The organism is Micromonospora sp. NBC_01699, assembly GCF_036250065.1.
Lineage (GTDB): Bacteria > Actinomycetota > Actinomycetes > Mycobacteriales > Micromonosporaceae > Micromonospora_G.
On sequence record NZ_CP109199.1, the window covers coordinates 5,164,146 to 5,187,838 of the forward strand.

At 69.0% G+C, this 23,693-nt stretch carries 21 protein-coding genes; 11 read left to right on the forward strand and 10 right to left on the reverse strand.

The annotated features are described in order from the left end of the window. Positions 1 to 716: 716 nt before the first annotated feature. Positions 717 to 1,451: a recombinase family protein gene (locus OG792_RS21095; RefSeq protein ID WP_329101454.1), complete on the forward strand. Its 735-nt coding sequence runs from the start codon at positions 717 to 719 to the stop codon at positions 1,449 to 1,451. Here OG792_RS21095 and OG792_RS34765 read toward each other — a convergent pair. Beyond that, on the reverse strand, positions 1,355 to 1,915 hold the full coding sequence (locus tag OG792_RS34765) for an ABC transporter substrate-binding protein (protein WP_442932490.1): 561 nt from the start codon (positions 1,913 to 1,915) through the stop codon (positions 1,355 to 1,357). The genes OG792_RS21095 and OG792_RS34765 overlap by 97 nt on opposite strands. A gap of 578 nt (positions 1,916 to 2,493) precedes the next feature. Between OG792_RS34765 and OG792_RS21100 the strand changes: the two genes are divergently transcribed. The 5 genes from OG792_RS21100 to OG792_RS21120 all read left to right on the forward strand — a co-directional run bounded on the left by OG792_RS21100 (position 2,494) and on the right by OG792_RS21120 (position 7,111). Then, a complete protein-coding gene (locus OG792_RS21100) occupies positions 2,494 to 3,108 on the forward strand; it encodes a DJ-1/PfpI family protein (protein ID WP_329101457.1) in 615 nt (204 codons plus the stop codon). Beyond that, entirely contained in the window at positions 3,108 to 4,136 is a 1,029-nt protein-coding gene (locus tag OG792_RS21105; RefSeq protein WP_329101459.1) for an ABC transporter substrate-binding protein, read from the forward strand. Before OG792_RS21100 ends, OG792_RS21105 begins: the two co-directional genes overlap by 1 nt. A gap of 68 nt (positions 4,137 to 4,204) precedes the next feature. Further along, positions 4,205 to 5,227, forward strand: a complete 1,023-nt coding sequence (locus OG792_RS21110) for a FecCD family ABC transporter permease (RefSeq protein WP_442932268.1) — start codon at positions 4,205 to 4,207, stop codon at positions 5,225 to 5,227. Beyond that, positions 5,224 to 6,045 carry an ABC transporter ATP-binding protein gene (locus OG792_RS21115; protein WP_329101463.1) on the forward strand — a complete coding sequence of 274 codons (822 nt, stop codon included), beginning with the start codon at positions 5,224 to 5,226 and terminating at the stop codon, positions 6,043 to 6,045. The genes OG792_RS21110 and OG792_RS21115 overlap by 4 nt, the downstream gene beginning before the upstream one ends. Then, complete coding sequence (locus tag OG792_RS21120; RefSeq protein ID WP_329101465.1) at positions 6,035 to 7,111, forward strand: GlxA family transcriptional regulator; 1,077 nt, start codon at positions 6,035 to 6,037, stop codon at positions 7,109 to 7,111. Before OG792_RS21115 ends, OG792_RS21120 begins: the two co-directional genes overlap by 11 nt. 73 nt (positions 7,112 to 7,184) lie before the next feature. Here the strand turns inward: OG792_RS21120 and OG792_RS21125 are convergent, their stop codons facing one another. After that, on the reverse strand, positions 7,185 to 7,841 hold the full coding sequence (locus OG792_RS21125) for a DJ-1/PfpI family protein (RefSeq protein WP_329101467.1): 657 nt from the start codon (positions 7,839 to 7,841) through the stop codon (positions 7,185 to 7,187). A 196-nt stretch (positions 7,842 to 8,037) separates the two neighbouring features. On the opposite strand from OG792_RS21125, the gene OG792_RS21130 reads away from it, so the two are divergent. Both OG792_RS21130 and OG792_RS21135 read left to right on the forward strand, forming a co-directional pair. Then, positions 8,038 to 9,252, forward strand: a complete 1,215-nt coding sequence (locus OG792_RS21130; protein WP_329101469.1) for an enolase C-terminal domain-like protein — start codon at positions 8,038 to 8,040, stop codon at positions 9,250 to 9,252. Between the two features lie 339 nt (positions 9,253 to 9,591). After that, positions 9,592 to 10,821 (forward strand): MFS transporter, encoded by a 1,230-nt coding sequence (locus tag OG792_RS21135; protein ID WP_329101471.1) that lies wholly within the window; start codon positions 9,592 to 9,594, stop codon positions 10,819 to 10,821. Between the two features lie 88 nt (positions 10,822 to 10,909). Here the strand turns inward: OG792_RS21135 and OG792_RS21140 are convergent, their stop codons facing one another. Continuing rightward, positions 10,910 to 12,022 (reverse strand): cysteine synthase family protein, encoded by a 1,113-nt coding sequence (locus tag OG792_RS21140; RefSeq protein ID WP_329101473.1) that lies wholly within the window; start codon positions 12,020 to 12,022, stop codon positions 10,910 to 10,912. A gap of 389 nt (positions 12,023 to 12,411) precedes the next feature. On the opposite strand from OG792_RS21140, the gene OG792_RS21145 reads away from it, so the two are divergent. The 3 genes from OG792_RS21145 to OG792_RS21155 are packed head-to-tail and all read left to right on the forward strand — an operon-like array spanning position 12,412 to position 15,174. Next, a complete protein-coding gene (locus tag OG792_RS21145; protein WP_329101475.1) occupies positions 12,412 to 13,179 on the forward strand; it encodes a class I SAM-dependent methyltransferase in 768 nt (255 codons plus the stop codon). Further along, entirely contained in the window at positions 13,176 to 14,399 is a 1,224-nt protein-coding gene (locus OG792_RS21150; protein WP_329101479.1) for an ATP-grasp domain-containing protein, read from the forward strand. Before OG792_RS21145 ends, OG792_RS21150 begins: the two co-directional genes overlap by 4 nt. 16 nt (positions 14,400 to 14,415) lie before the next feature. Continuing rightward, positions 14,416 to 15,174 (forward strand): class I SAM-dependent DNA methyltransferase, encoded by a 759-nt coding sequence (locus tag OG792_RS21155; RefSeq protein ID WP_329101481.1) that lies wholly within the window; start codon positions 14,416 to 14,418, stop codon positions 15,172 to 15,174. Here OG792_RS21155 and OG792_RS21160 read toward each other — a convergent pair. The 7 genes from OG792_RS21160 to OG792_RS21190 all read right to left on the reverse strand — a co-directional run bounded on the left by OG792_RS21160 (position 15,144) and on the right by OG792_RS21190 (position 23,626). Continuing rightward, complete coding sequence (locus tag OG792_RS21160) at positions 15,144 to 15,947, reverse strand: ATP-binding cassette domain-containing protein (protein WP_329101483.1); 804 nt, start codon at positions 15,945 to 15,947, stop codon at positions 15,144 to 15,146. The genes OG792_RS21155 and OG792_RS21160 overlap by 31 nt on opposite strands. Before the next feature lie 3 nt (positions 15,948 to 15,950). Continuing rightward, positions 15,951 to 17,867 (reverse strand): dipeptide/oligopeptide/nickel ABC transporter permease/ATP-binding protein, encoded by a 1,917-nt coding sequence (locus OG792_RS21165; protein WP_329101485.1) that lies wholly within the window; start codon positions 17,865 to 17,867, stop codon positions 15,951 to 15,953. Between the two features lie 32 nt (positions 17,868 to 17,899). Beyond that, positions 17,900 to 18,955, reverse strand: coding sequence for an ABC transporter permease (locus OG792_RS21170; RefSeq protein ID WP_329101487.1), 1,056 nt, complete (start codon positions 18,953 to 18,955; stop codon positions 17,900 to 17,902). Beyond that, positions 18,952 to 20,397: an ABC transporter substrate-binding protein gene (locus tag OG792_RS21175; RefSeq protein WP_329101488.1), complete on the reverse strand. Its 1,446-nt coding sequence runs from the start codon at positions 20,395 to 20,397 to the stop codon at positions 18,952 to 18,954. Before OG792_RS21175 ends, OG792_RS21170 begins: the two co-directional genes overlap by 4 nt. Before the next feature lie 371 nt (positions 20,398 to 20,768). Next, complete coding sequence (locus OG792_RS21180; RefSeq protein WP_329101490.1) at positions 20,769 to 21,641, reverse strand: DJ-1/PfpI family protein; 873 nt, start codon at positions 21,639 to 21,641, stop codon at positions 20,769 to 20,771. A gap of 132 nt (positions 21,642 to 21,773) precedes the next feature. Beyond that, the gene (locus OG792_RS21185) at positions 21,774 to 22,637 is read right to left on the reverse strand and encodes an ABC transporter ATP-binding protein (protein ID WP_329101492.1); all 864 of its coding nucleotides are present in this window, start codon (positions 22,635 to 22,637) and stop codon (positions 21,774 to 21,776) included. Continuing rightward, on the reverse strand, positions 22,634 to 23,626 hold the full coding sequence (locus OG792_RS21190; RefSeq protein ID WP_329101494.1) for a FecCD family ABC transporter permease: 993 nt from the start codon (positions 23,624 to 23,626) through the stop codon (positions 22,634 to 22,636). Before OG792_RS21190 ends, OG792_RS21185 begins: the two co-directional genes overlap by 4 nt. Between the last annotated feature and the right edge of the window lie 67 nt (positions 23,627 to 23,693).

A 23,693-nucleotide genomic window follows, 5' to 3' on the forward strand; every position in this document is an offset into this window, starting at 1 on the left:
TGGATCGGTAGCAGTTCTTTCGGAGCAAGCTCCATTGCGGATTAACCGACGACCACAACCATCAGGACCGACCAATATCCCCCGCCGGCCCGCCCCGAGCAGGGGTTTCACCACGGCGGCGCGTGCCACGGCGGCGCGTGCCACACCAGCCAGCACACGGGGCCTGCCGGCGCCGACCAGCGCACACTACTCAAGGTGACCTTGTTTACTTCGGACAGCTGTCCGGAAAGGGCCATCACGCAGGCGTAACGTACCTTTCACGTGGCGGCAATCGACGCGCCCCGCCGAACGAATTTCCTACTGACCTGATCGGGCTATCCCGCGCGCCCGGGTGACGGGCCCCACCCGGGCCGATCGACGGCCGACGCCGTCCTCACCGGACGAGCCAACCCGACCCGCCACCGTCTGAACCGGACGTCACGACGACGCGACCGGCCACCGGCGATTTCACCGGCCGGGTGACCGACTTCGCCCATCAAACGCACCGACAAGGGGGCGCTTTCCTGGCAAGAAGCGCAGATCGGGATCTCCCCCGTCCCGACGTCGACCGGCGGGGCCCCGAAGATCAATTGCCTGTTGTCACTGGGTAATGGCCACGCGACGATCCGTGGAGACGACCGAGGGTCGGGCTCATCGGCATCGAAAGGGGCGGTTCTGTAAAGAAAGACTACTCACCCGTGCTGCCCGGCCAGGGGAGCACGGACTACGCACGTTACATGCGGACGGACACCCTCCTCGACCCGCAACGCCGGCCGGAGGAGATGATCCACCGCGACGAGTTGCTGTGGATTCCCGAAGTCGGCGGCGCAGTCGACCCGGGCAGCGACGCCCACGACCTCGTCATGTCGCTCTACGGCGGAATGAGCAAAGGCGAACGGAACCGGATCAAGATCCGAGTCCGCTCAGCGATGGCCGCCCAGGCCGCCACCGAGGACAGATTCCTCGGCGGCCGACCCCCGTACGGCTACCGGCTCGCCGACGCCGGACCGCACCCCAACCCGAGCAAGGCAGCCGACGGACGACGACTGCACCGCCTCGAACCCGACCCGCTCACCGCACCAGTCGTCGCCCGGATCTACCGCGAGTCCCTCGCCGGCTCCGGCATCTACGCCATCGCCGAAGGACTCACCCGCGGCGGCATCCCGTCCCCGTCTGCGGCCGACCCGCGACGCAACCCCCACCGACACGGCAACGCCTGGGCCAAGAGCGCCGTACGCGTCATCCTGCTAAACCCCCGCTACGCCGGCCGGCAGGTATGGAACCGGCAACGCAAAGCCGAGATCCTCATCGACATCGAAGACGTCGCCCTCGGCCACGAAACGAAGATGCGCTGGAACCCCACCCGCGAATGGATCTACTCCGCCGCACTCGCACCGCATCGACCCCGACGCAGCGTTCGAGGGCGTCCCCGTACCCGGCCTGCGCGCGGAGATCTACCACCGCGACGATGAGAGCGGACGCACGGCGAGCGTCGGGCGCTATCGGTACGCGGGCCGGAAACTTCTCTTGGCGTGGGGTTATGTCGACGAGGAGCACTGCCGTTCGCACGCCGTACGCGCCGACGACGGCTCCTGGCACCCGGCCACCGCCGGCTGCCCCGACGTGCGGGTGGACCGCGAGCGGACGGATGCGGACGCAGCGGTGACGGGCTTCGCGGTCCGGTCTCCGGACGACCGTTGGGTTGTCGGAGCGAAACAGCCGGCCACGGCCGTGCAGCCACGCCGTGTACCTGGACGGTGTCGCCGACCGCCAGCGGGCCCGCGAACCGTACCGAGTCGTGTTTGCGGTAGTAGTCGATGGTGAATGCCACGTCCTCGGCTCCGAACGGCTTACCGTCGTGCCACGAGACGTCGGTACGCAACGGCAGGGTGAAGACCCTGCTGTCCGGACTGGTGGTCAGCCCGGTCGCCAGCAGCGAGGTGACCTGGTTGCCGGGACCCAGGACCAGCAACGTGTCGAAGACCAGGGTCAGGAGGTTGTAGCCGGGGTAGCCCGTCGTGTAGGTGCCCCCGTCCGGATAGCTGTCGGCGCTCCACGCATCGGGGTGGCACCGCGCGACAGTGGGCACTGCTGGGCTGGGTGATCGACGCAGACGGGCGGGAGCTGCGTCCTACCGGTAGTCGGTAGCAGCAGTCGAAAGGTTCCCTCGTCGGATCGACCTGTCGGTCGGTGCGCCTCCAACAGCCGTCCTTCCGTGTGCGGACCGCGGTCCCGTATCCCGTAATGAGAGCCATCGGCAACGCGCCGGCCACGATGATCCCTACCACGCACCCGCCTTTGCCGGGACAGACGGCACGTCAGCGGGAACTGTACGACGCGCCCGTACGACTCACTGGACGAGCGGTTCTCTGCCTGGTGCCGTGGCGTGAAGCTGGCGCAGGTTGGCCCACGGGCCACTTCCGCCGGCCCAGCGCAGCGGATGAACTGGGTCCGCGTGCAGCGGGCCCGAACGGCGCCCGGGGACAGCGCCCTGGAGGTGTGATGCGGATAGACATGTTGGTCTTCGACGGTGTGGACGACCTGGATGTGGCCGGGCCGTACGGGACCTGGTCGATGGCACGGCGGGCAGGAGCAGCCGTCTCGGTGCGACTGGTCTCGGAGGGTGCGGTGTCAACGGTGACGACAGCCGGCGGCCTGCGCCTCGCGCCCGTGCAGCGGTGGTCACCGGGGACGGCGGATGTGGTGTTCGTGCCCGGCGGCGGTTTCACATCGGCCCAGCATCCTGGGGTTGCCGTGGAGTTGGCCACCGGCCGGATCCCGACGGCGTTGCGGTCGGCCGTACGCCCGGGTCTGGTCCTCGCTTCGGTCTGCACGGGCGCGCTCCTGCTGGCGGCGGCGGGCGTGCTCTCCGGGCGACCATGCACGACCCATCACCGGGCGATCGCAGCGCTGACCGAGGCCGGGGGTGAACCGGTGGACGCACGCGTGGTCGACGACGGCGACGTGGTCACGGCCGGAGGTGTCACGGCCGGCCTGGACCTGGCATTGTGGCTGGTGGAGCGCTTCCACGGCGCCGAGGTCGCCGCCACGGTCGCCCGTGGGCTGGAGTATGAACGGCAGGGCCAGGTATGGCAGTCACCGGCTCCGATCTCCGGAGGTGGTGCGTGATGCGGCGGGCGCGTCTGATCAGGGTGATGTGCGCTGCGGGGCTGTCGCTGGCTCTGGTTGCCTGCGGCGGTTCGGACAAGGCGGCCGGACCCGCGTCGGGCGGTGCCACTCCGGTCACGATCAAGGATTGCGCGGGCAACAACGTGACCTTTGCGGCGGTGCCGCAGAGGGTGGTTGTCCTCGATGGTTACGCCGCGCAGTCGATGGTCCGGCTGGGTCTGGGCAACCGCATCGTTGGCGTGGGGTTCACGAAGCCGTTCTCGGTGGAGCAGGGACCGATCCGGTCCGAGTTGTCACGGCTGCCGGTTCTGACGGCTGACAGTGTGCCGCCGACCGAGCTTGTCGCGGCGAAACGACCCGACCTGGTGCTGACCGCATTCTCCGCGTTCGGTGGCGCGCCGGGTAGCCCGAAGGACGCTGACCTGGCAACGATGAACGCCCTGGGGCTGGCCGCCTGCATGCCGCGCGCGGCATCCCCCACCGAGGCGGCGGAGCCACTGACCACCCTGGCCCCGACGTACGACTATCTACTGAACATCGGCAAGGTGTTCCGGGTGGAAGACCGCGCCGAGCAACTCGTCGCCGACCTCAAAGAACGGGAGCAGGCGGTGGTCGCCACGGCCGGCACCGGAACGAAGCCGCGGGTGCTGATCCTGCCCGACAACCCGGTGGCCGGACAGCCGGTGCCGACCTCCGGCCCGGCGACCATAGCCAACGCCCTGGTCATCGGGGCGGGCGGGGAGAACGTCTTCGCCGACGCCAGCGGTATGCACAGCCAGGTGTCACCCGAGAAGGTCGCGGAACGCGACCCGCAGGTGATCCTGGTGGTCACCGACTACAGCTTCGCCAAGGCCAAGGGCGAAGCGCTCGTCGACCAGGTCCGCGCCAACCCGCTGCTGGCGAACACCACCGCAGTGCGCACCCGCCGAGTGCTGTCCACTTCGCAGTACGTCGCGGCGTTCCCCAGCCCGCTCAACGTTGACGCGCTCAAGCAGATCGCGGCTGCGATGCACGTAGGCGGGTCGTGAGCACCACAGGTACCTCTGGGGCAACGGCACCGCGGGGACGCTCCTGGTCGCGAATCCGCACCGGCCCGGTGCCGTACCCGGTAGTACTGGGCGTCCTGTGCACGGCCGTGGTGGTCTCGGTGGTAACGGCAACCGGGATCGGACCGGTCCGCGTCCCGTCCGGCGACGTGGCCCGGATCCTGCTCCACCATCTCTCCGGCGGCGGCGACACCACATCCACGGCCGATCTGATCGTGTGGCGGCTGCGGCTTCCCCGAGTGCTGCTGGGCGCTGTGGTCGGGGCAGGGCTGGCGCTGGCCGGCGCGGTGGTCCAGAGCGTGGTTCGTAACCCGGTCGCCGACCCGTACCTGCTGGGGTTGTCGTCGGGTGCCTCGGTCGGAGCGGTCCTGGTGATCACCACCGGCATCAGCGTGCTCGGTGCGGTGACGCTTCCAGCTGCGGCCTTTGCGGGCGCGGCCGGGGCGATGGCCGTGGTCCTGCTGCTGGCCCGCCATCGGGGTCGTCTGCTGCCCTTGCGGCTGATCCTGGTCGGGGTGGCGTGCGGGCATCTGCTCAGCGGCGTCACCTCGTTCATGCTGACCCGCGCGGAAACGTCGTCGGCCCAGCAACAGATCATTTTCTGGCTGCTCGGAGCGCTGTCGGGTGCGCACTGGGGGCTGCTCGGGGTGCCGGCAATCATCGTGACGGGGGCTTGCCTGCTGCTGTTGTACCGGGCCAGGCGGCTCAACGTGCTGGTGCTGGGCGACGAGGCCTCGGCGGCGCTGGGCGTGAACGCCAGCCGGCTGCGCCTCGAGCTGTTGCTGGTGACGACCCTGCTGGTCGGTACGGTGGTGGCGGTGTCCGGCGGGATCGGGTTCGTCGGTCTCATCGTGGCACATCTGGCCCGGATGCTCGTCGGCGCGGACCATCGGCGGATGCTGCCGGTAACTGTCGCCCTCGGTGCCTTGTTCCTGGTGTGGGCCGATGTCGCGGCCCGCATGCTGATCGCGCCGACGGAGTTGCCGATCGGCATTCTCACCGCGTTCCTCGGGGTGCCGTTCTTCCTGCTCGTCATGCACGCCCGAGGTTTGGCTGCGGAAGGTTCGTCGTGACGCTGAACGTGGAGTCCGTGTCCGTCGCCCTCGGCGGGACGGTCGTGCTCGACAAGGTTTCCTTGGCCGTGCCGGAGGGCCGGTTCGTGGCCCTGCTCGGTCCGAACGGCAGCGGCAAGTCCACCCTGCTCCGGACGGTCTACCGGGCCCGGCGGCCCGACTCCGGGCGGGTACTGGTCGACGGCACAGACATCTGGACCGAGTCGGCGACGTGGTCGGCCCGGCACACGGGGGTACTCACCCAGGAGCAGCATTCGGGATTCGAGTTCACCGTCTCGGAAACCGTCACAATGGGCCGAACTCCGCACTTACGGGGATTGGACCGTCTGTCGACGACGGACCATGACGCGGTGAACCGGGCAATCGAGGCGACCGGGCTGGCCGAGTTCGCCGGACGGCGAGTGGGTGAGCTCTCCGGTGGGGAACGGCAGCGTGTCCTGCTCGCCCGCGCGCTCGCCCAACAACCCCGGATGCTCGTTCTCGACGAGCCAACCAACCACCTCGATATCCGCCACCAACTGGAGATCCTCGAACTGGTCCGCGGACTCGGCGTCACCGTCGTCGCCGCCCTGCACGGCCTGGACCTCGCCGCCCGGTACGCCGACGCGGTGGTGGTCCTGCATGGTGGTCGTGTCGTCGCGGCCGGACCTCCATCGACCGTGCTGGCTCCCGACATACTGCACGACGTGTTCGGGGTGGCCGCCGTGGTCGACACGGCGCACGACGGCTCGCCACGGATCGAGCTGCGCCCGATGTGCGTCTGCCCACAGCGGGCCTGCCTGTGGAGTTGCACGCGAAGGACGATCGATGCCCGGTGATCCCCACGTCATCGCCGTACTCGCCATCGAGGGCGTCGTCGGTTTCGACCTGGCGATCCCGTGTCAGGTCTTCGGCAGTACCCGGCTGGCCGACGGCGGCTACCCGTACGAGATCCGGGTGTGCGGTGTTCAGTCGACTGTGAGCGCCAGCGCGTCGGGCACCAACTACTACAAGATCCAGGCGCCGTACGGACTCGAAGCCGCCGCCGACGCCGACACGGTCGTGGTGCCCGGCCTGGCAGTTCCTCGCCGGGCTCCGGACACCGTGCTGGAGGTGTTGCGCGCTGCGGCCCAACGCGGGGCACGTACGGTTTCGATCTGCACAGGTGCCTTCGTCCTCGCCCAAGCGGGACTGCTCGACGGCCGCCGCGCCACCACCCACTGGGCCGCCGCGGCCGAACTGGGCCGCCGGCACCCCGGCGTCGACGTCGACGCGGCGGCCCTGTTCACCGCCGACGGCCTGGTGTTCACCTCAGCAGGCGTCGCCGCGGGCCTCGACCTGTGCCTACACCTCGTGCGTCGCGATCACGGTGCGGCTGTCGCCGCGCGGACTGCCCGTGTGGTGGTCATGGCCCCGAGCCGGGAAGGCGGTCAGGCACAGTTCATCGACCACACGCCCGCCGGCACCGAGGGCTCACTCGCCCCGACCCTGGCCTGGCTCACCGAAAACGCGGCCGACGCCCTCACCGTGACCGACATCGCCCGCCATGCCCGGGTCAGCGTACGCACGCTCACCCGGCGCTTCCGGGAGCAGACCGGCACCACACCGCTCGGTTGGCTACACCACCAACGGCTGCACCTGGCCCGCCGGCTCCTGGAGACCACCGATCTGTCAGTGACGGCGGTCGCCGAACACAGCGGCCACGGCTCGGTGACGGCGTTGCGGGCCCATTTCCAGCGAGACCTCCAGACGAGCCCGGCCAGTTACCGCCGTAGCTTCGGTAGCGCTCCGGTGGCCTCCCTCGAAGGCATTGATCCTCGGCTTCGTGCGACACGTCGCTCAGACAGCCACCTCAACCCTTCGCGGGACCCCGAATGGAACCTGCCGAACATGTTGGAGCAATAGGGACCACTGTGTCTGCTGGTTGGATGCCGTACCGCGGTGGCGGTGGTGCCGCCAGGCGGCGGTGTCCGGATCCTCACCGGGTCCAGACTGTGCCGCGCGCCTGGTATTCGAGGGCCTCCTCGACTTGGACCGCGACGTCCGCGTTCAGCTCGCGCGCGATCAGGTGCAGCGCCAGATCCAGGCCGGATGTGATGCCGGCTGCGGTGACCAGGTCGCCGTCGTCGACGACGCGCGCGTTCTTGACGACGCCGCCGCGCGCGGCCAGCTCCCTCTTCGCGACGGTGTGGGTGGTGCAGGGGCGGCCCGTAACCAGGCCGGCCGCGGCAAGGATGATCGCGCCGGTGCAGAGTGAGGAGATGATGAGCCCCGGACGGCGGGCTTCGGCGAGCGCCTTCGGGAGCGCCCCGTTGTTGATCTCCGCCCAGATACCGGGCTCTCCGGGACGACCACCACCGGGCACGATGATCAGGTCCGCTTCCTCGGGCCGCCAGCCGCGATCGACCGTCACGCGAGTGCCGAACGCGGCGGTGATGACACGAGGTCTGCCGAGCACCGTGTAGCCGGTGTCGATCTCCCTGCTGCTGTACCACCCGGCCAGCGAGAACACCTCCTGCGGCGCGATGAAGTCCTGCTCCTCGACACCGTCGAACATGACGATACGTACCCGCAAAGGGCCCTTCGTACCGCGCGGCGTTGCCCCGGCCGCCTGCCCACCGATCAGCGTGCCCACACCCGCGACCGCACCACCCGTCAACATTGCCCGTCGCCTCATCGATGATCCCTCCGACAGCGGTTCGTGCCTGAACAGTCGGAGGTGAGGACGGAAAAGTTCCCGATGACATCGATGAACATGAGACCGCGTTGATGAGGTCCCGGCTGCGGCGCGGCCCACTCAGGGATCCGCATCGGAACACACCACAGGTTCGTTGCCGTACCGATTGCTCGCTGGTCGCGGGCACGTCGGCCGGTACCGCGTCCCGGTCCGGACCTCGGGCATCGATCGCGTGATAGTGAGCAGGTCGGATTGGCGGGTATGGATTACTCGTCCGGGTCGTGACATCCTTGCCCGCATGGAGGTACGCGTTCGTCGTGTGACTTTGCGTCTGCGCACGGTGTTTCGGAGTTCGCGTGTCGCCTATGACTCGACGGACACCTGTGTCGCGACCGTCGTTCACGGTGGCATCGTCGGCCGGGGTGAGGGGACCCCGGCGTGGGCACACGGCGAAACCGTCGAGGAGGTCCTCGCGGCGGTCGAGGCGCAGGGCGAGTGGATCCTCGGTTCCGACCTGTCCGATCCCGAGACTGTTCTCGACCGGATCGCGGATTGGGAGGCGCCGGTCGGTGCCCGGATGGCCCTCGACGGGGCCGTGCACGACTGGCTCGGCCGGTCAGCCGGGGTGCCGACCTGGCAGCTGTTCGGCCTACCTCGCACTCTCACTGAGCCGACGGGGTACACGATCGGGATCGGCAGCCTGGAGGAAACCCTCACGGCGGTCCAGAACGCTCCCGAGGTGGGCGCGTTCAAGATGAAGGTACGCGGGCCTGAGGACCTCGATCGCTTGGTGAAGGTCCGGGCAGTAACCGACCGTGCGATCCGCATCGACCCTAACGAGGCGTGGGACTTCGAAACGGCCAGGGATCTGACCCCACGGTTGCGTGGCCTTGACATCCAGCTCATCGAGCAGCCCTTCCCCACCGCGTCCGTTGACGCCTATCGCCGCTACCGGGAGCTACCGAACCGGCTGCCGGTCTTCCTGGACGAGGGCTGCACCGACCTGGCGAGCGTCCACGCCGCGCGTGAGCTTGCCGACGGCGTGGTGGTCAAGCTGGCCAAGTCCGGCGGTGTCCAGGCGACCCGCCGGGTGATGGAGACCGCCCGGCAGCTCGGCCTGTCGGTGATGCTCAGCTGTAACTGTGAGTCGGAATTGGCGCTCAGCCAGGCGGCCCTGCTGGCACCGCTCGCCGATCGGATCGACATCGACAGCCAGTTCCTCCTACGCGATCCGCCCTTTCGCGGGCTCGGCCTCAACCGGGGACGGATCGTCCTCGGAGACGCGCCCGGTCTGGGAGTCGTGTCCACCGAGGACGGCGGTTCGATCCCGGGCACGGACTTCAGCTCGGAGGCGGGATCCCGACGCTGAGAGTCGGCGCACCATGGCGAAACCATCGAATGGTGCGTTCCTCGCGTGGACGATGCCCGGAGTCGAACGGGTCATCGTGGTGGGGCCCGCGACGGAGTGGAAGTCCACGGCCCGACACGACGGCCGCACCTGATATGACGATCTCCGGAACTTATCCGAGTGTGACGACGACCATCTCGCTGCCGGCCCGAGCAAGGCGTTGCCCTATGCGCGGCAGGTGCCGGGGGCAGGCGGTCAACGGACGAGGCAGTTCGAGAGGACCAGAGTGAGCGGGCATTCCGTACGTCAAAGGCCGGCTACGGGGCCAGCTCGGTCTGGTTCCTGCGGATCGGGCTGCTGATGGTCACGCCTGCCTCGCCCCGGACTGCCGCGTGGGCCCGCGGGCTGGCGTTCCTGCGTGGTCGCGATATCACCGGCGCCCAGTTCGCGGTGCTGGTGGGCGGCTTTCTGGTCAACGTCGGCTCGTTCTCGGTCTATCCGTACGTCGCGGTGCTGCTGCGTGAGCGGATGGGTGTGGGGATGGCCCAGGTCGGGGTGGTGCTGGGGTTGGCGACCCTGGTGCAGTTCGCGAGTGCTCCAGCCACGGCGGCGGTCGCCGAGCGGGTGGGATTGCAGCGGTCCCTGGTCGCCGCCCTGGTGCTGTACGGCCTCGGCGGTGGCGCCTTCCTCGCGGGTGGGGAGAACCCGGTGCTCACCATCGCCGGCCTGTTCCTCATCTCCGGCGGAGGGTCGCTGTACTCCCCCGCGTACCGCAGCTACCTCCTGCACGGCGTGAGCAATGAGCAGCGGCCCCGGCTGGTGTCGGCGGGTAACGCCGCCGGTAGCCTCGGTATCGCGGTCGGGCCGGTGGTCGGTGCGGTGCTCATCCAGCGCCCGGGTGAAATGTTCGCCGTCGTCACAGCGGTCTACGCCAGCCTGGCGATCGGTCATGTCTTCCTCCGTCGAGAGCAACGAACCGAGGACGCCCCACCAGTAGAGCCGTTCCGGCGGATGTTGCACGGTCTGGCGGTGTTGCCCTTCGTCGTCACCGCGCTGACCTTCTACCTGCACATGCAGTTCTTTCAGTACCTTTCCAGCTATGCCCAGGGGCGGGTGACGACGCTGCTCTTCGGCGTGGCCATGATGGGCTACTCCCTCGGCCTGGCGATCGTCCAACCCATGGTGGCGCAGCGGGTGGAGAGGATGAGCTATCCGGCGGCGATAGGGATCGGTTTCGGCTGCCTGGCGGCTGGAATGGTCGCCTTCGCCGGTGCCAACGGGTTCACGGTCGTGGTCGGAGTCGCGTCGATCAGCGTCGGCAGCGCCGTACTGTTTCTCAAGAACGACCTCGAAGCGCTCGCGAGGTCGAGGCGGTCAGCGACCGTCGTCTTCGGTCAGCAGCGGCTGGCCGTCGGCGTCGGTTCCTTCCTCAGCGGCGTGGTCGGCGGCGCCGTGTACGGGTTGTTCGAGCGTGGTGGGTACCTGCCGGGGTTCTGGCTGGTCGTGGCTGCCCAGTGCCTCCTGTTCCCGGTTGTCGTGCTGGCGGTGAGGCGGCTGCACGGCAGTACCCCTGCTGCGACGCTCTCGTAGCCCGTCGCAGCCGGACCGGCAGGAGTTCGGCCGACAGACCCATTCCATCGCGGTACGGGCGCTGACCGTTTCCTGTGTTTCTGCCCCGTCATCGGTCGGCCGGTCCCGGGTGGGAACCCGCAGAGCTGACGATCGGCGCGGTCAAGGTCGGAGGTTCCTGGCCGGAGTTGGGTGGGTACCCGCGCCGTGCCCAGGGCATGGTCGACCAGGGTGGGGTCAGGTCGTCGAGGGCAGCGATCTGGACTGGTTCGAGCGTGCCCGCGTCCAGGGCCTCACGATGGCGGGCGAAGACCTTGTCGACGTAACGGTGTCCGGTGTCGGCTCCGACCAGAAGGTGCACCCGTTCCGGGTGATGCTGGGCCTCCCAGCGGGCGGCGAGGTACGCCGCGCCGGTGGAGAGCCCGGCGAAGACCGCGTGCGCGCGCATCAGCTCCACCGTGCCGGCCATGGCGTACCGGAAGGTCACCCAGTGCACCTGGTCGTAGAGTTCGTGGCGGACGTTGTCGAAGGGGATGGCGCTGCCGATGCCGGCGATGATGGCCTCCGGGTCCTGGAAGCCCTCGCTGCCGAAGCTCACGCTGCCGAACGGTTGCACACCGATCAGCCGGGTCAAGGGGTCGTGTTCCCGGATCGGCAGGATCAGACCCGCGCTCGACGCGCCCGTGCCGACGCTGGCGACGACGGCCAGCGGCCGGTCGGGTAGGGCGGCGCGCACCAGTTCGGCCAGTTCCCTGTACCCCAGGCAGTGCACCGGGTCGTGGTACTGACGCATCCAGTGCATGCCGGGGTTGCTTCGCAGGAGTTCCTGGACCCGGGCCACCCGTCGGTGCTGATCGAGCCGTAGGTCCTTCTCGGGAGGCATCTGGTCCACGGTGGCGCCGAGGATCTCCAGTTGCGACCGGATGGTCGGGGTCACCGTGGTCGAGGCCACGATGTGGCAACGCAGCCCGTAGCGGTGGCAGACCATCGCCAGGGCGAGGGCGTAGATGCCACTGGAGCTGTCGACGAGCGTGTCACCGGGACGTACGGTCCCCGCTGCCAGGAGTGACCGTACTGCTCCCAGGGCGGCGTAGACCTTCAGGGTCTCGAAGCGGGCGAGGACCATGTTCTCCGACAGTTGGATGAAGCTCGGCGCCTTGATCGCGTCGGTGGCATGGGGGTGCAGCAGGGGCGTGGTCGTCGATGTACCCGTGAACGGCATGGTCGGATCGCTCCTCGGCGTGGTGGGTCGGGTGGCGGGAAGGCCGCGATGGCGGTAGAGACGATGGTGCGGGGTCCGGACCGGCGAAAACATGCATTGCCACTGGTGGATGGCGACGAGGATCCGGCATTGATGTTCCCGCCTCGATGACCTAGGCTCCGGCTTCCTCGGCCAAGACATTGGTCGTACCGGTTGATGGTTTAGTTCCGGGGGTTCTCCAGCAGACCGGAGAGCCTGCCTTGGACTATGTCTGCTGTCGATGGGTCAAGGTGGCCACCTCCACCAATCGGGCCGAACGGAAGTCGATTTTCTTCTTCCAACGTCCGGAACTTTTTCGCACCGCCGTGCGACCTGTAGTACGTCCGTCGTCGCATGATTCGGAGCTACCGGTGGAGTGGTATGAGGACGACACGTTCTGGATGGACTTCGCAGGGGCGCTGTTCGCCCCGAAACGCCGACGCGAGGCGCAAAATTGGGTGGCGACATCCCCGCTACTGGACCTGCCGGCCGGCAGCCGGGTGCTCGACCTGGGCTGTGGTCCGGGCACGTACGCCGTTCCTCTCGCCGAGCGCGGCGCCCTGGTCACCGGGGTGGATCTCAGTGTGGCGATGCTGGATCGCGCCCGCGAGACGACCGGGCAGGCCGGCCTGACGGTGCGCCTGGTCCGCGCCGACATGCGGGAGTTCGTCGAGCCTTCCTCCTACGACCTGGTCATCAGCATGTACACCTCCTTCGGCTACTTCGCCGACCCGGCGCAGAACCAACTCGTGCTGCGCAACGCCTGGCGGAGCCTGGTGCCGGGCGGCCGGCTGCTGATGGACCTGTTCAGCAAGGAGATTTTCGCCCGGTGGGCCGGCACACCGAAGGTGGTCGAGGTGCACGACGGTGGCCGGCTGTTCATGCGGGACACCATCCTGGACGACTGGACCCGGTTCCGCAGCGACTGGACCCTGGTACGGGGCGACACCGCCCGGCACGGGTTCTTCGAACAGTTCGTCTACAGCGCCGCCGAGATCCGCACCATGCTGACCGCCGCCGGGTTCACCGGGATCCGCTGCTATGGAGGCTTCGCCGAGGAACCGTACGACAACCACGCGAAGCGGCTGGTCGTCCAGGCGGCCCGCCCACTTCACCAGGCAGAGGAGAGCCAACCGTGACGCTCGTGTTACTTGAGGCACTGACCTTCGGTCTCGCCAGGCTGCGGGACGCCGCCACCGAGGCAGGTCACCGGCTGTGCCTGCTGACCGGCAACCGGTCGATCTACTCGTACGAACTCGACCGCCTGCGGCCGGAGGACCTGGAGGTGATCGACGTCGACACCACCGACATAGCCGCCTGCGCCAAGGTCCTCGACCGGATTCCCGACCTCGCCGGACTGGTCAACTCCACCGACACCTGGATGCTGCCCGGGGCGGAACTGGCGCAACGGTACGGCCTGACCACCCTCGGTCTGGACACCGCACGCGTCCTGCGGGACAAGGCGGAGGTCCGCACCCGGCTGCACCGGGCCGGTTTGAGCCGCGCCGGCGCGATCCGGGTGGAGCCCACGGCCGACGCGGTCGTCGAAGCGGTGTCGGCGATCGGCTACCCCGCGATCGTGAAGGACTCGGCGGGCACCTCCTCCCGGTCGGTGTGGCTGATCCGCGACGACGCCGAACGCGACCGGGCCGCCCGGCAGATCACCGACGCAACCCTGATGGGCCGGCACCTCGTGGCCGAACCGTACTTCCCGGGGCCTGTCTACAGCGCCGAGACGGTGAGCTGGCAGGGGCGCACGAAACTGCTCGGGATCGCCGTGCACATCCACACACCCGAGCCGGTCCGGCGGGAGGAGGCCGTCTCCTTCCCCGTCGCGTTTCCGCAACACGAGTTGGACCGCCTGGAGACCTGGATCGGAGAGGTCCTCGCCACGGTCGGATTCTCCGCCGGCATCGCGCACACCGAGTTCGCCCACACCCCCGACGGCCCGGAGGTCGTGGAGGTCAACGGGCGGATCGCCGGAGCGGTCATCGGGGAGATGATGTGCCGCTCCCTACAGGTGAACGTGTACGACGCGGTCGTTGACACCGCACTCGGCCGGCGACCCCGGCTGCTGGACACGCCGCTGACCCCCGATCGCGGCTACGGCATGATTTTCCTTCATCCGCCGGCCCCGGGCCGGCTCGTCGGCTGGCGCGGACCCGAACGGCTGCCGCTCTTTCCCGGCTCCCCCGAGTTCTTCCCGACCGCCCAACTCGGGGACCGGATCGTCCACCTCGCCGACCAGCGGGGCTGCACCGCCCTGGTGATGGCCGAGGGGCCTACCGCCGAACTGGGCCTGTATCACTCACTCGCCGCCGCCGGCACCATCGCTCACGACATGCGACCGCTGGACTGACCCCGACAGGAGCCCCATGAGTACGTACGGACCGGAGACCTACGGCGAGCGAAACGCCGACGTCTACGACGAGTGGCACGCCGACCTCGACCCGACCGACGCCGTGGAATATCTCGCCGACCTGATCGCCAAGGGGCCGACGGGACCAGTCCTCGAACTGGCCGTAGGCACCGGCCGGGTCACCATTCCGCTGGCCGAGCGGGGAATCGACCTGAGGGGTGTGGATGCCTCCGAGGCCATGGTCGCCCTGCTCCGGGCCAAACCCGGCGGCGAGCGGATCCCCGTCACCATCGGCGACATGGTCGACGTCGACCCGGGCACCGACGACCGATTCGCCATGATCTTCGTCGTCTTCACCACCTTCTTCTTCCTGATGACCCAGGAGGATCAGGTGCGCTGCTTCGCCAACGTCGCCCGCCGCCTCCTACCGGGTGGACGGTTCGTCCTGGAGTGCCTGGTGCCGGACCTCGCCCGCTACCAACGCAACCAGAGCGTCGACGCCCACCGGGTCGACCAGGACCACGTACGCCTGGTCGCGGTCCGCCACGACCCGATCGACCAACGCTTCGACGGCCAGCACATCCTCATCACCAACGAGGGAATCCGCCTGGCCCCGGTGTCGATGCGGTACGCCTGGCCGTCCGAACTCGATCTGATGGCCCGCCTCGCCGGGCTGGACCGCGTCCACCGGTGGGGCGGCTGGCGCAACGAGCCCTACCTCGGCACCGGCACCCACGTCACCGTCTACGAGAAGCCGGCCGAGCCGCCGGCCTGACCGACACCAAGGTCGATCGTGGGAGTCGCCACGAGCAGCGCCCGGGTGTACGGGTGACGCGGGTCGGAGGTGACCTCCACGGTCGGGCCCTGCTCGACGATCCTGCCGTTACGCATCACCGCGACCCGGTTCGCGAGTTGCCGGACGACGGCGAGGTCGTGGGAGATGAACAGGCAGGCCAGACCGAGTCGGTCGCGTAGGTCGCAGAGCAGGTTGAGTATCTTCGCCTGTACCGACACGTCCAGCGCGGTGACGGGTTCGTCACACACCAACAGGCGGGGTCCCAGGGCTATCGCACGGGCTATCGCCACACGCTGTTGCTGTCCCCCGGACAGTTGTCGGGGCCGACGCTCGCCCACCTGAGGATCGAGGCCGACGAGGTCCAACAGTTCGTCCACCCGCGCGGACCGGGACCGGGTATCGCCGACGCGGTGGATGAGCAGCGGCTCGGCGATGGACTGTCGTACCGTCAGCCGGGGGCTGAGGGTGAGGTACGGGTCCTGGAACACCATCTGGACGTGCCGTCGGTGTGCCCGCAGCGCTCCGCCGCGCAGGGCGTGCACGTCGACGCCGGCAAAACGAACCACGCCCGCACTGGGACGGTTGAGCCCGGTGACCACCCGCGCCAGCGTCGTCTTGCCACAACCGGACTCGCCGACGAGCCCGACGATCTCGCCCTTGTCGACGCGCATCGTCACCTCCTCGACGACGTTCAGGTGCTCCCAGCCTCGGCGGCGGGGGTAACCGGCGGTGACCCGTTCGATTTCGAGCATCGGTCAGCCGCCGTTCCACTCGGGGAGGGCTCCGGGTGCGAGCGCGGTCTCACCGTGCGGCAACGGACACGCCGACCGGTGCGCCGGACTCAGCGCCACCAGCGCCGGCTGGTCACGCGTGCACACCGGCACGGCAGCGGTGCACCGAGGGGCGAAGGCACAGCCGCTGGCATCGTCCGGACCGGCACCGGAGCGTCCCGGCATGGTCCGGAATCGGGTTCCCGGTGCCGCGCCGGGACGCGGTACGGCGTCGAGCAGTCCGCGGGTGTAGGGGTGGTCCGGGTTCTTGATTATGGTGGCGAGCGGTCCCGACTCGACGATCCGGCCGGCGTACATGACGGCCACGTTGTCTGCCAACCGTGTGACTACCGCCAGGTCGTGACTGACGACGATCATGGCCATGCCCAGTTCGTCGCGAAGCCTGGCCAGCAGGTCGAGCAGTTGCGCCTGCACCGTCACGTCGAGCGCGGAGGTCGGTTCGTCGGCGACGAGCAGCTCCGGCTCGCCGGCCAGGGCAACAGCTATCTGCACACGTTGACGCATCCCGCCGGAAAGCTGGTGGGGCAGGTCGCGGGCGATCCCGGCGGGATCGGGCAGACCAACCAGGTGCAGTAACTCCTCGGTGACCCGCCGAGTGGCACCGCGGCGGCCGCCGCGGCCCGCGTTGCGGACGGCCTCGTCGACGTGTGCGCCGACGCTCCGCAGCGGGTTCAGCACGACGAGGCTGTCCTGGAAGACCACGCCCACGCGGCGACCGTTGACCTGGCGACGTTCGCGCGGTGCGAGTCCGACGAGTTGCCGAGCCTCGGTCTCGGCCCCCAGCAGCGCCGAACCGGTGACCACCGCGCTGGGGTCGAGCAGTCCAAAGGGAGCCAACGCGGAGGTGGTCTTCCCACTGCCGGTCTCACCGACAATCGCCAGAATCTGCCCCCGCTGGACGTCATAGGAGATGTCGGCAACGACGCGGCGGCGTCCGCCCTCGTACGGATAGGTGACGGACAGATCCCGCACACGCAGCAAGTTGTTGTCCTCGGCCGACATCGCCGCTGGGAGAACCGTTGCCATCGGCACGGCAGTCGCCCGATCGGCCGACGGTCTACGCAGGCGCGACGGGAGTACCCACCGCAGGATCGATGGCCGCTCCTCACCGGCTGCCAGACGCTCTCCGAGCAGGTTGCTCGCGAAGACGACCGCGGTGATGGCGATGCCGGGCGGGTAGGCCAGCCACCAGGCGGAGGCCAGGTAGGGCCGCCCTTCGATGAGCATCTGGCCCCACTCCGCCTGGGGCGGGGGGATACCGAGGCCGAGGAAGCTCAGGGTGGCGACGCCGAGGACGATGGCACCGACGTCGGTACTGGCGTAGACCAGGCACGGTGCGAGGGCCGGCGGTACCAGGTGTCGACCGAGGATCCGTCCGGGTCCGGCTCCGAGCAGCCGGAGGGCGTCCAGGTGAGGACTGTCGCGCAGGCCCGCGACGCGGGCGCGGGCGATGCGGGCGTACGGTGCCCACGCCCACAGGGACATCGCGATGACGAGGTTCTCCACCCCGGGGCCCCGTAGGCCGATGACCGCCAAGGCCACGAGCATCCCGGGTAGGGAGACAGCTATGTCGACGACCCGGGAGATGAACCGGTCGACCCAGCCGCCGAGATAGCCGGCCACCGTGCCGGTGACGACGCCGACGGTCAGTGAGATCGTCAGGACAGCTGCGGTGACCACGAGCGAGATCTGTGCCCCGTAGAGGATCCGGCTGAGCTGATCGCGGCCAAGCTGGTCGGTGCCGAGCAGGTGGTCCGCCGATGGTGGCAGCAGACTGGCGGCGAGGTCGGTGGCCGTGGGATCGGCCGGGGCGAGCACCGGTGCCAGTATCCCCACGGTCGTGAACCCGATCAGGGGCAGGGCGACCAGCGTCGTACGCACGATAGGCGGAATGTTCAGACGGCGGTATCCGTTCATGTTGTCTCCGCCCGGGGACACGTTGTGCGCTCGTCGGTGCCGCTGCGGCTCAACCGCCTCGACCAGAGCCGAGGCACGAGCGGGTGGGTACCGGGGCCACGGCGGGATCGCGGATCGATGAGGACCTGTAGGGCGTCGGCGAGGCGGTTGGCGAGGATGAACCCACCGCCCAGGAGAAGTGCGCTCGCCTGGAGCGCCGGGACGTCCCGGGCCGCGGCAGCGCGTACGAAGTAGGCACCGAGGCCGGGCCAGCCGAAGATCTGCTCCACGACGACCGTCCCCACCAGCAGGGTGCCGATGGTGAATCCGGCGACGGACAGCACGGGGCCGGCGGTGTTCGGCAGACCGTCGCGGAGCACGATCGACAGCGGCCCGCTGCCACGGGCCTGCGCGGCGAGAACGTATGGCTGGTCGAGCGCTTCGCGCAGTGTCACGGCCACGACTCGGCTGAGGGCACCGGCGGCCGGCAGTCCGAGCACCGCCATCGGCATTACCCACGTCGCGGGACCTGCCATTCCGGAGGTCGGTACCAGGCCCAAGCGCAGGGCCAGCACCAGCACGAGGAGGTAACTCAGCCAGAATGCCGGCACCGAGGTGGCGAGCAGCGCCCCGATGCGCAGGGCACCGCGCGACAGGCCACGATCGAGCACCGCCCCCGCGACGCCGACGGTCACCCCCACCAGGATGGCCACCACCGCGGAACCGGCCACCAACCCCAGCGTCACGCCGATCCGGTCGCCGATCTCGGGTCCGATCGGCGTGTTCGTCCGCAGCGACAGCCCGAAATCGCCGGTGCCCACATCGGCAAGCCACCTCAGGTACCGCACCGGAGCGGGAGCGTCCAGGCCCAACTCGGCGCGGACGGCCTCCACCTGCTCGGGCGTGGCCGGACGACCCGCCCGGGTCGCCGCCAGCATCGCCGCCGGATCACCACGCGCGAGCAGGACGAGGGCGAAGGTACCGGCGGAAAGCGCGAAGAGCACCCCGACGGTGTCGACGGTCCACCGTGTGACGTAGCCGCCGACGGAGCGCAACCGCCCTGGTGTCCTCACCCGACGCTGACCCCGGTCAGTTCGAGGTCGACATCGCTGGGCGGCACCGCGAAGCCGTTCACCTCGTCCCGTACGGCCCAGACCCGCGGCCGGTAGACCAGCGGCACGAACCCGGCGTCGGCTGCCACCGCGTCGTAGAGCGCCTGGTAGGCCGCACCCCGGGCAGCGGGGTCACGGGCGAACAGCGCCCTGTCGACCAGGCTCTCGGTTGCCGGTGTCACCCACAGCGGCGCCCGCGCGTCGGCGGTGAACAGGGAAACGATCGAACTGGACGGGTCGTAGGGCGCCCCGAGGGTTTCGAAGAACGTGATGTCGTACGTGCCCTCGGCCCGTTCGTCGTAGTAGGCCGCAGCGTCGACCGGGGCGATCTCGACCGCGATACCCACCTCGCCGAGCGCCGCGGCGATCGCCGTGGCCATGGTACGGGGATCGAGCTGGCCCTCGGCCGGGGTAGCGGGAATGAGCAGCCGCAGGGCGAGCGGCTTTCCGTCCTTAGCCCGGGTGTTTCCGGCGCGGGCGTATCCGGCGGCGTCCAGCACGCTGTTCGCACCGGCCTTGTCGAAGCCCAGCGGTAGATCGGTGCCGGAGTCCGGCACGTCCGCCGGGAACACCCGCCGGGCCGGCTCGGCATAGCCCAGGAGCAGCGCCTTCGCCAGCGAGGCGGTGTCGATCGCCCGGATCACGGCTTCCCGTACCGCCTTGTCGCCGGCCGGGCCGTCCGGATTGAAACCGAGCATGATCGAGACATCCGGCGCGCCGGTGAGCAGCTTGATGTCGTCTCGCCCGTCGAGGGACTTCGCCTCCACCGGTGTGATCGGGGCGAGATAGGCGCCGCCGATCAGGTCGATCTCACCGTTGCTCAGTGCGTCGACGCGCGCCTGGGAGTCCGGGATGACCTTGAACTCGACACGTTCCAGGCGTGGTTTTGTCCCCCAGTAGTCGTCGTTGCGTTCCAACACGGCGCCGGTGGCGGCGTTGGACACGAGCTTCCAGGCACCCGTACCGACCGCGTTCTGGAACGCCCCGTCGGCGGCTGCGGACTTGGGGCTGAGCAGCCGGACCGGACGGACGATCGACATCTCCTGCAACAGCGGCTCGTACGCCTCGGACAGGGTCAACACGACCGTGTCCGGATCCGGGGCCTGGACCGAGGAGATGACCTGGGACGCCCGGAAGAACGAGAAGCGTTTGTTGCCCACCCACCGATCGAAGTTCCACTTGACCGCGGCCGCGTCGACCGGCGATCCGTCGGTGAAACGCACCCCGTCCCGCAGATCGAAGGTCACCCGCCGGCCGTCCTCGGCGACCGACCATGACTCCGCCAGTCCCGGCTCCAGCCGCCCATCCTCGCCGTAGCTGACCAGCGGCTCGTAGATGGCATCGAGGAGCAGAAAGTTCCCGGTGAACGCGTGCGGGTCCACCGCGCCTGACTCACTACCCAACCCGACGCGCAGCGTCGTGGACGCTCCGGAGCTGTCAGAGTCGGAACTACACGCGCTGGTCAGCGCGATCGATACGACAAGGGCGGCAACGAGCGAACGTGATCGCGGCACCGGATTCTCCTGGTGGGGCGGTCGCTGAGGACACAGCGGACGGCGGGGACGTACTTGCATGAATAGTCGGCGGCCCAGCACGGCTGGTTCCCGGCAACTTTTCCCGACCGGCCTCGGTTCGCTGGAGCCGACCACTGTCGCCGGACGGACCGTGGCCCGATTCGCGTCCCAAAGCCCCCGGGGACAGTTGCCACTGACCTGCCCCACGCCCCTTGCGCAGGGCTCGACCGTCCTGTCCGGCTTGGGTACCGTACTTCAAGTCAGCCGACGTCAATGAACCGTTCTGGCGCCGCCTTGAACTGCTCCTGGCACCATGTGCCACAGAAGTACCAGGTGACGCCCTCGTGTTCGAGGGTGAGCGGGGTATCGGGTGAGACCGACATCTCGCAGATCGGGCATACCGGTCGCTCCGATGAGCCCGCCGCGCGCTCGACGAACTGGCCGTTGCTGTCTGGGTGCATCCAGCCCGTGCCCTGGTATTCGAGTTGGGTGGCAGTCTGCCGCGCCACGGCTCGACCAAAGTAGCGCTCGACGATCCGCAGAGCGAGGTCGATGCCGGAGGTGAGTCCGCCGGAGGTGGCGATCTTGCCGTCTTCGACGTAGCGGAGACCGCGGACGACGGTGATGTTGGGGAAGGTCGCTCGAAGTGCGCCGTAGCCGCCGTGGTGGGCGGTCGCGGTTTTGCCGTCGAGGAGGCCTGCCTTTCCGAGCACGAAGGAGCCGTTACAGACCGACATGGTCACTGCGGTGTGGTGATGTACCCGCCGCAGCCAGTCCAGCGCCTCGGGGGCGACCTTCTCGGTGTCCATAGCGGGGACGACCACGATGTCCGGCGCGGGAGCGCTCTCGAAATCGTGAGCGGGCACGAGGACCATGCCTCCGGAGATACGGACGGGCTGAGTCGTGGCCGCCACCGTGTACAGCGTGAACGGGTTGCGCCCGTCGCCGAGGTAGGCGTACTCGAAGACGCCCCAGGGCCCGGCGAAGTCAACGAGTTCCGCATCGGGCGAGATGAGAAAGGCGACTGTGATGTCGCCGGTCGCGGGAGGGTCGAGCGGCGCGGTGCGCCGGGCATCGGGGACGGGCTGCTGACCGGCCCGTCCGGGTTCGTCCAGCGTGGTGTGAGTACTCATGGTGAATTCTCCTCTCAGAACTGGACTGCGGCGCCGGTTGTCGGCGCCCGAGTCCGTTCTTCCCCAACGGCAGAAACGGATAGCGCGCTTCCATTAGCGCGTCATCCATCTTGGTGAAAATCTCCTCGATAGTCAGGTTGAACGACCCGGCGACTTTCGAGCAACAGCCCGCTCAGAGGTACCGTTCCAGCCAACGGGATCATCGCGGTCGGCTGTCCGGTCGGGCGGCGGCGCGGTCGCCGCGAACACCAGGTGCGGCCGACCGGTAAGAGGATGGACGGTCACTGCTCCGCGCACGCCGAAAACCTCGGCGAGGCGTTCCGGGGTGAGTACGGCGACGGGATCGCCGGCCGCGACGACCCGGCCGTGGTGCAGCAGCACAACGGCGTCGCAGTAGGCCATCGCGTGGTCGAGGTCGTGCAGAGCGGCCACGGTGGTGAGCCCGAGCTCGCGGATCAGTTCGAGCAGTTCCAACTGCGCACCGATGTCCAGGTGGTTGGTCGGCTCGTCGAGCAGCAGCACCGGGGCGTCCTGGGCCAGTGCGCGGGCGAGCAGGACGCGTTGGCGTTCGCCACCAGAGAGCGTGGCGAACCGACGGTTCTCCGCCCACTCGATGCCGACCCGCGCCAGCGCCTCGTCCACGATGGTGCGGTCGGTGGAACTCTCTCGCTCGAGCAGTCGCTGATGCGGTATCCGGCCCATGGCGACGATGTCCCGGACGCTGTAGTCGTTGTCCAGCTCTTGATCCTGCGCCACCACCGCCCGCAACTGACCGGCCCGGCGTGCCGGGACCTGCCAGACGTCGTGCTCACCGATGAGCACCGCGCCCTGCCGCGGACGGATGATCCGGTAGAGACAGCGCAGCAGGGTGCTCTTGCCGGAACCATTCGGCCCGATCAGGCCGGTCACGGAGCCGGAGGCAGCGGTCAGCGTCACCTCGTCCAGGATCGGCGTACCGTCGATGCTCACCGACACGGCGCTCGCGGTGACCCTCACCGCACCGCACCGGACTGGCTGCGCAGCAGCCACAGGAAGAACGGGGCGCCAAGCGCAGCGGTGAAAATGCCGATCGGCATCTCATTCGGCCGGTCCAGGGTCCGCGACAGCAGGTCGACCAAGATCAGGAAGACCGTACCCACCAGTAGCGACACCGGCACCACCCGCCGATGGTCCGGGCCGACCAGCAGACGGACCGCGTGCGGCACCAGAAGCCCGACGAAGCCGATCCCCCCGGCGACACTGACGATCGTCGCGGTCAGCAGCGACGCGGCGACGAGCAGCCCGAGCCGCAGCCGATTGACGTCGATCCCGAGCCCTGCGGCTGACGTCTCACCCATCGTCAGCGCGTTCAGCCGTCGGCCGACGACCAAGAGCCAGAGCAGGCAGCACACCAGGGCGACGGTCGGCGCTGGCAGGTCGTGCCAGGACGCTCCGGCGACCGAGCCGAGCAGCCAGAACATGATGCCCCGCAGCGCGGTCGGATTGGCCTGCAACTGGATGTAGCTGGTCACGGCGGCGCCGAGGTAACCGACCGCCACACCGGCGAGGATCAGCCGGCCGGGGGCGACCCGGCCGGCGCGCTGAGCCAGGCCGACAACCAACGCCACGCTGGCCAGCGCCCCGACGAAAGCCGCACCGGCCACCCCCAGCCCAGCGGTCACCGCAGAGGCGAAGGTCAGGGCCAGAACCGCACCGACCGAGGCACCCGAGGAGATGCCGAGCAGGTAGGGGTCGGCGAGCGGGTTGCGGACCAACGCCTGCAAGCACACCCCGGCGATACTCAGACCAGCACCACTCACTCCGGCCAGCAGCACCCGGGGCGCGCGGAACTCCCACACGATCTGGTCGTACAGCAGGCTGCGCTCCGTGTCCCCGGGAGTGAGATGAGCCCAGGTCACCGCGACCACGTCGCCGAGGGGAACCGGCACCGTACCGACAGCGATCGCGACTGCCGCCGCGAGGACGGCCGCGCCGACGAGGAGCATGACCAACAGCGGAAAGGCACGGTCAGGCACGAGGTAGGCGCGAGCCTCGCGGCGGCCCGGAACACGG

Bases quoted from the DNA above. Each gene is read 5' to 3' on its own strand.
- OG792_RS21095 (WP_329101454.1), top strand. From the start codon at position 717: ATGCGGACGGACACCCTCCTCGACCCGCAACGCCGGCCGGAGGAGATG.
- OG792_RS21100 (WP_329101457.1), top strand. From the start codon at position 2,494: ATGTTGGTCTTCGACGGTGTGGACGACCTGGATGTGGCCGGGCCGTAC.
- OG792_RS21105 (WP_329101459.1), top strand. From the start codon at position 3,108: ATGCGGCGGGCGCGTCTGATCAGGGTGATGTGCGCTGCGGGGCTGTCG.
- OG792_RS21120 (WP_329101465.1), top strand. From the start codon at position 6,035: ATGCCCGGTGATCCCCACGTCATCGCCGTACTCGCCATCGAGGGCGTC.
- OG792_RS21135 (WP_329101471.1), top strand. From the start codon at position 9,592: ATGGTCACGCCTGCCTCGCCCCGGACTGCCGCGTGGGCCCGCGGGCTG.
- OG792_RS21140 (WP_329101473.1), bottom strand. From the start codon at position 12,022: ATGCCGTTCACGGGTACATCGACGACCACGCCCCTGCTGCACCCCCAT.
- OG792_RS21155 (WP_329101481.1), top strand. From the start codon at position 14,416: ATGAGTACGTACGGACCGGAGACCTACGGCGAGCGAAACGCCGACGTC.
- OG792_RS21160 (WP_329101483.1), bottom strand. From the start codon at position 15,947: ATGCTCGAAATCGAACGGGTCACCGCCGGTTACCCCCGCCGCCGAGGC.
- OG792_RS21180 (WP_329101490.1), bottom strand. From the start codon at position 21,641: ATGAGTACTCACACCACGCTGGACGAACCCGGACGGGCCGGTCAGCAG.
- OG792_RS21190 (WP_329101494.1), bottom strand. From the start codon at position 23,626: ATGCTCCTCGTCGGCGCGGCCGTCCTCGCGGCGGCAGTCGCGATCGCT.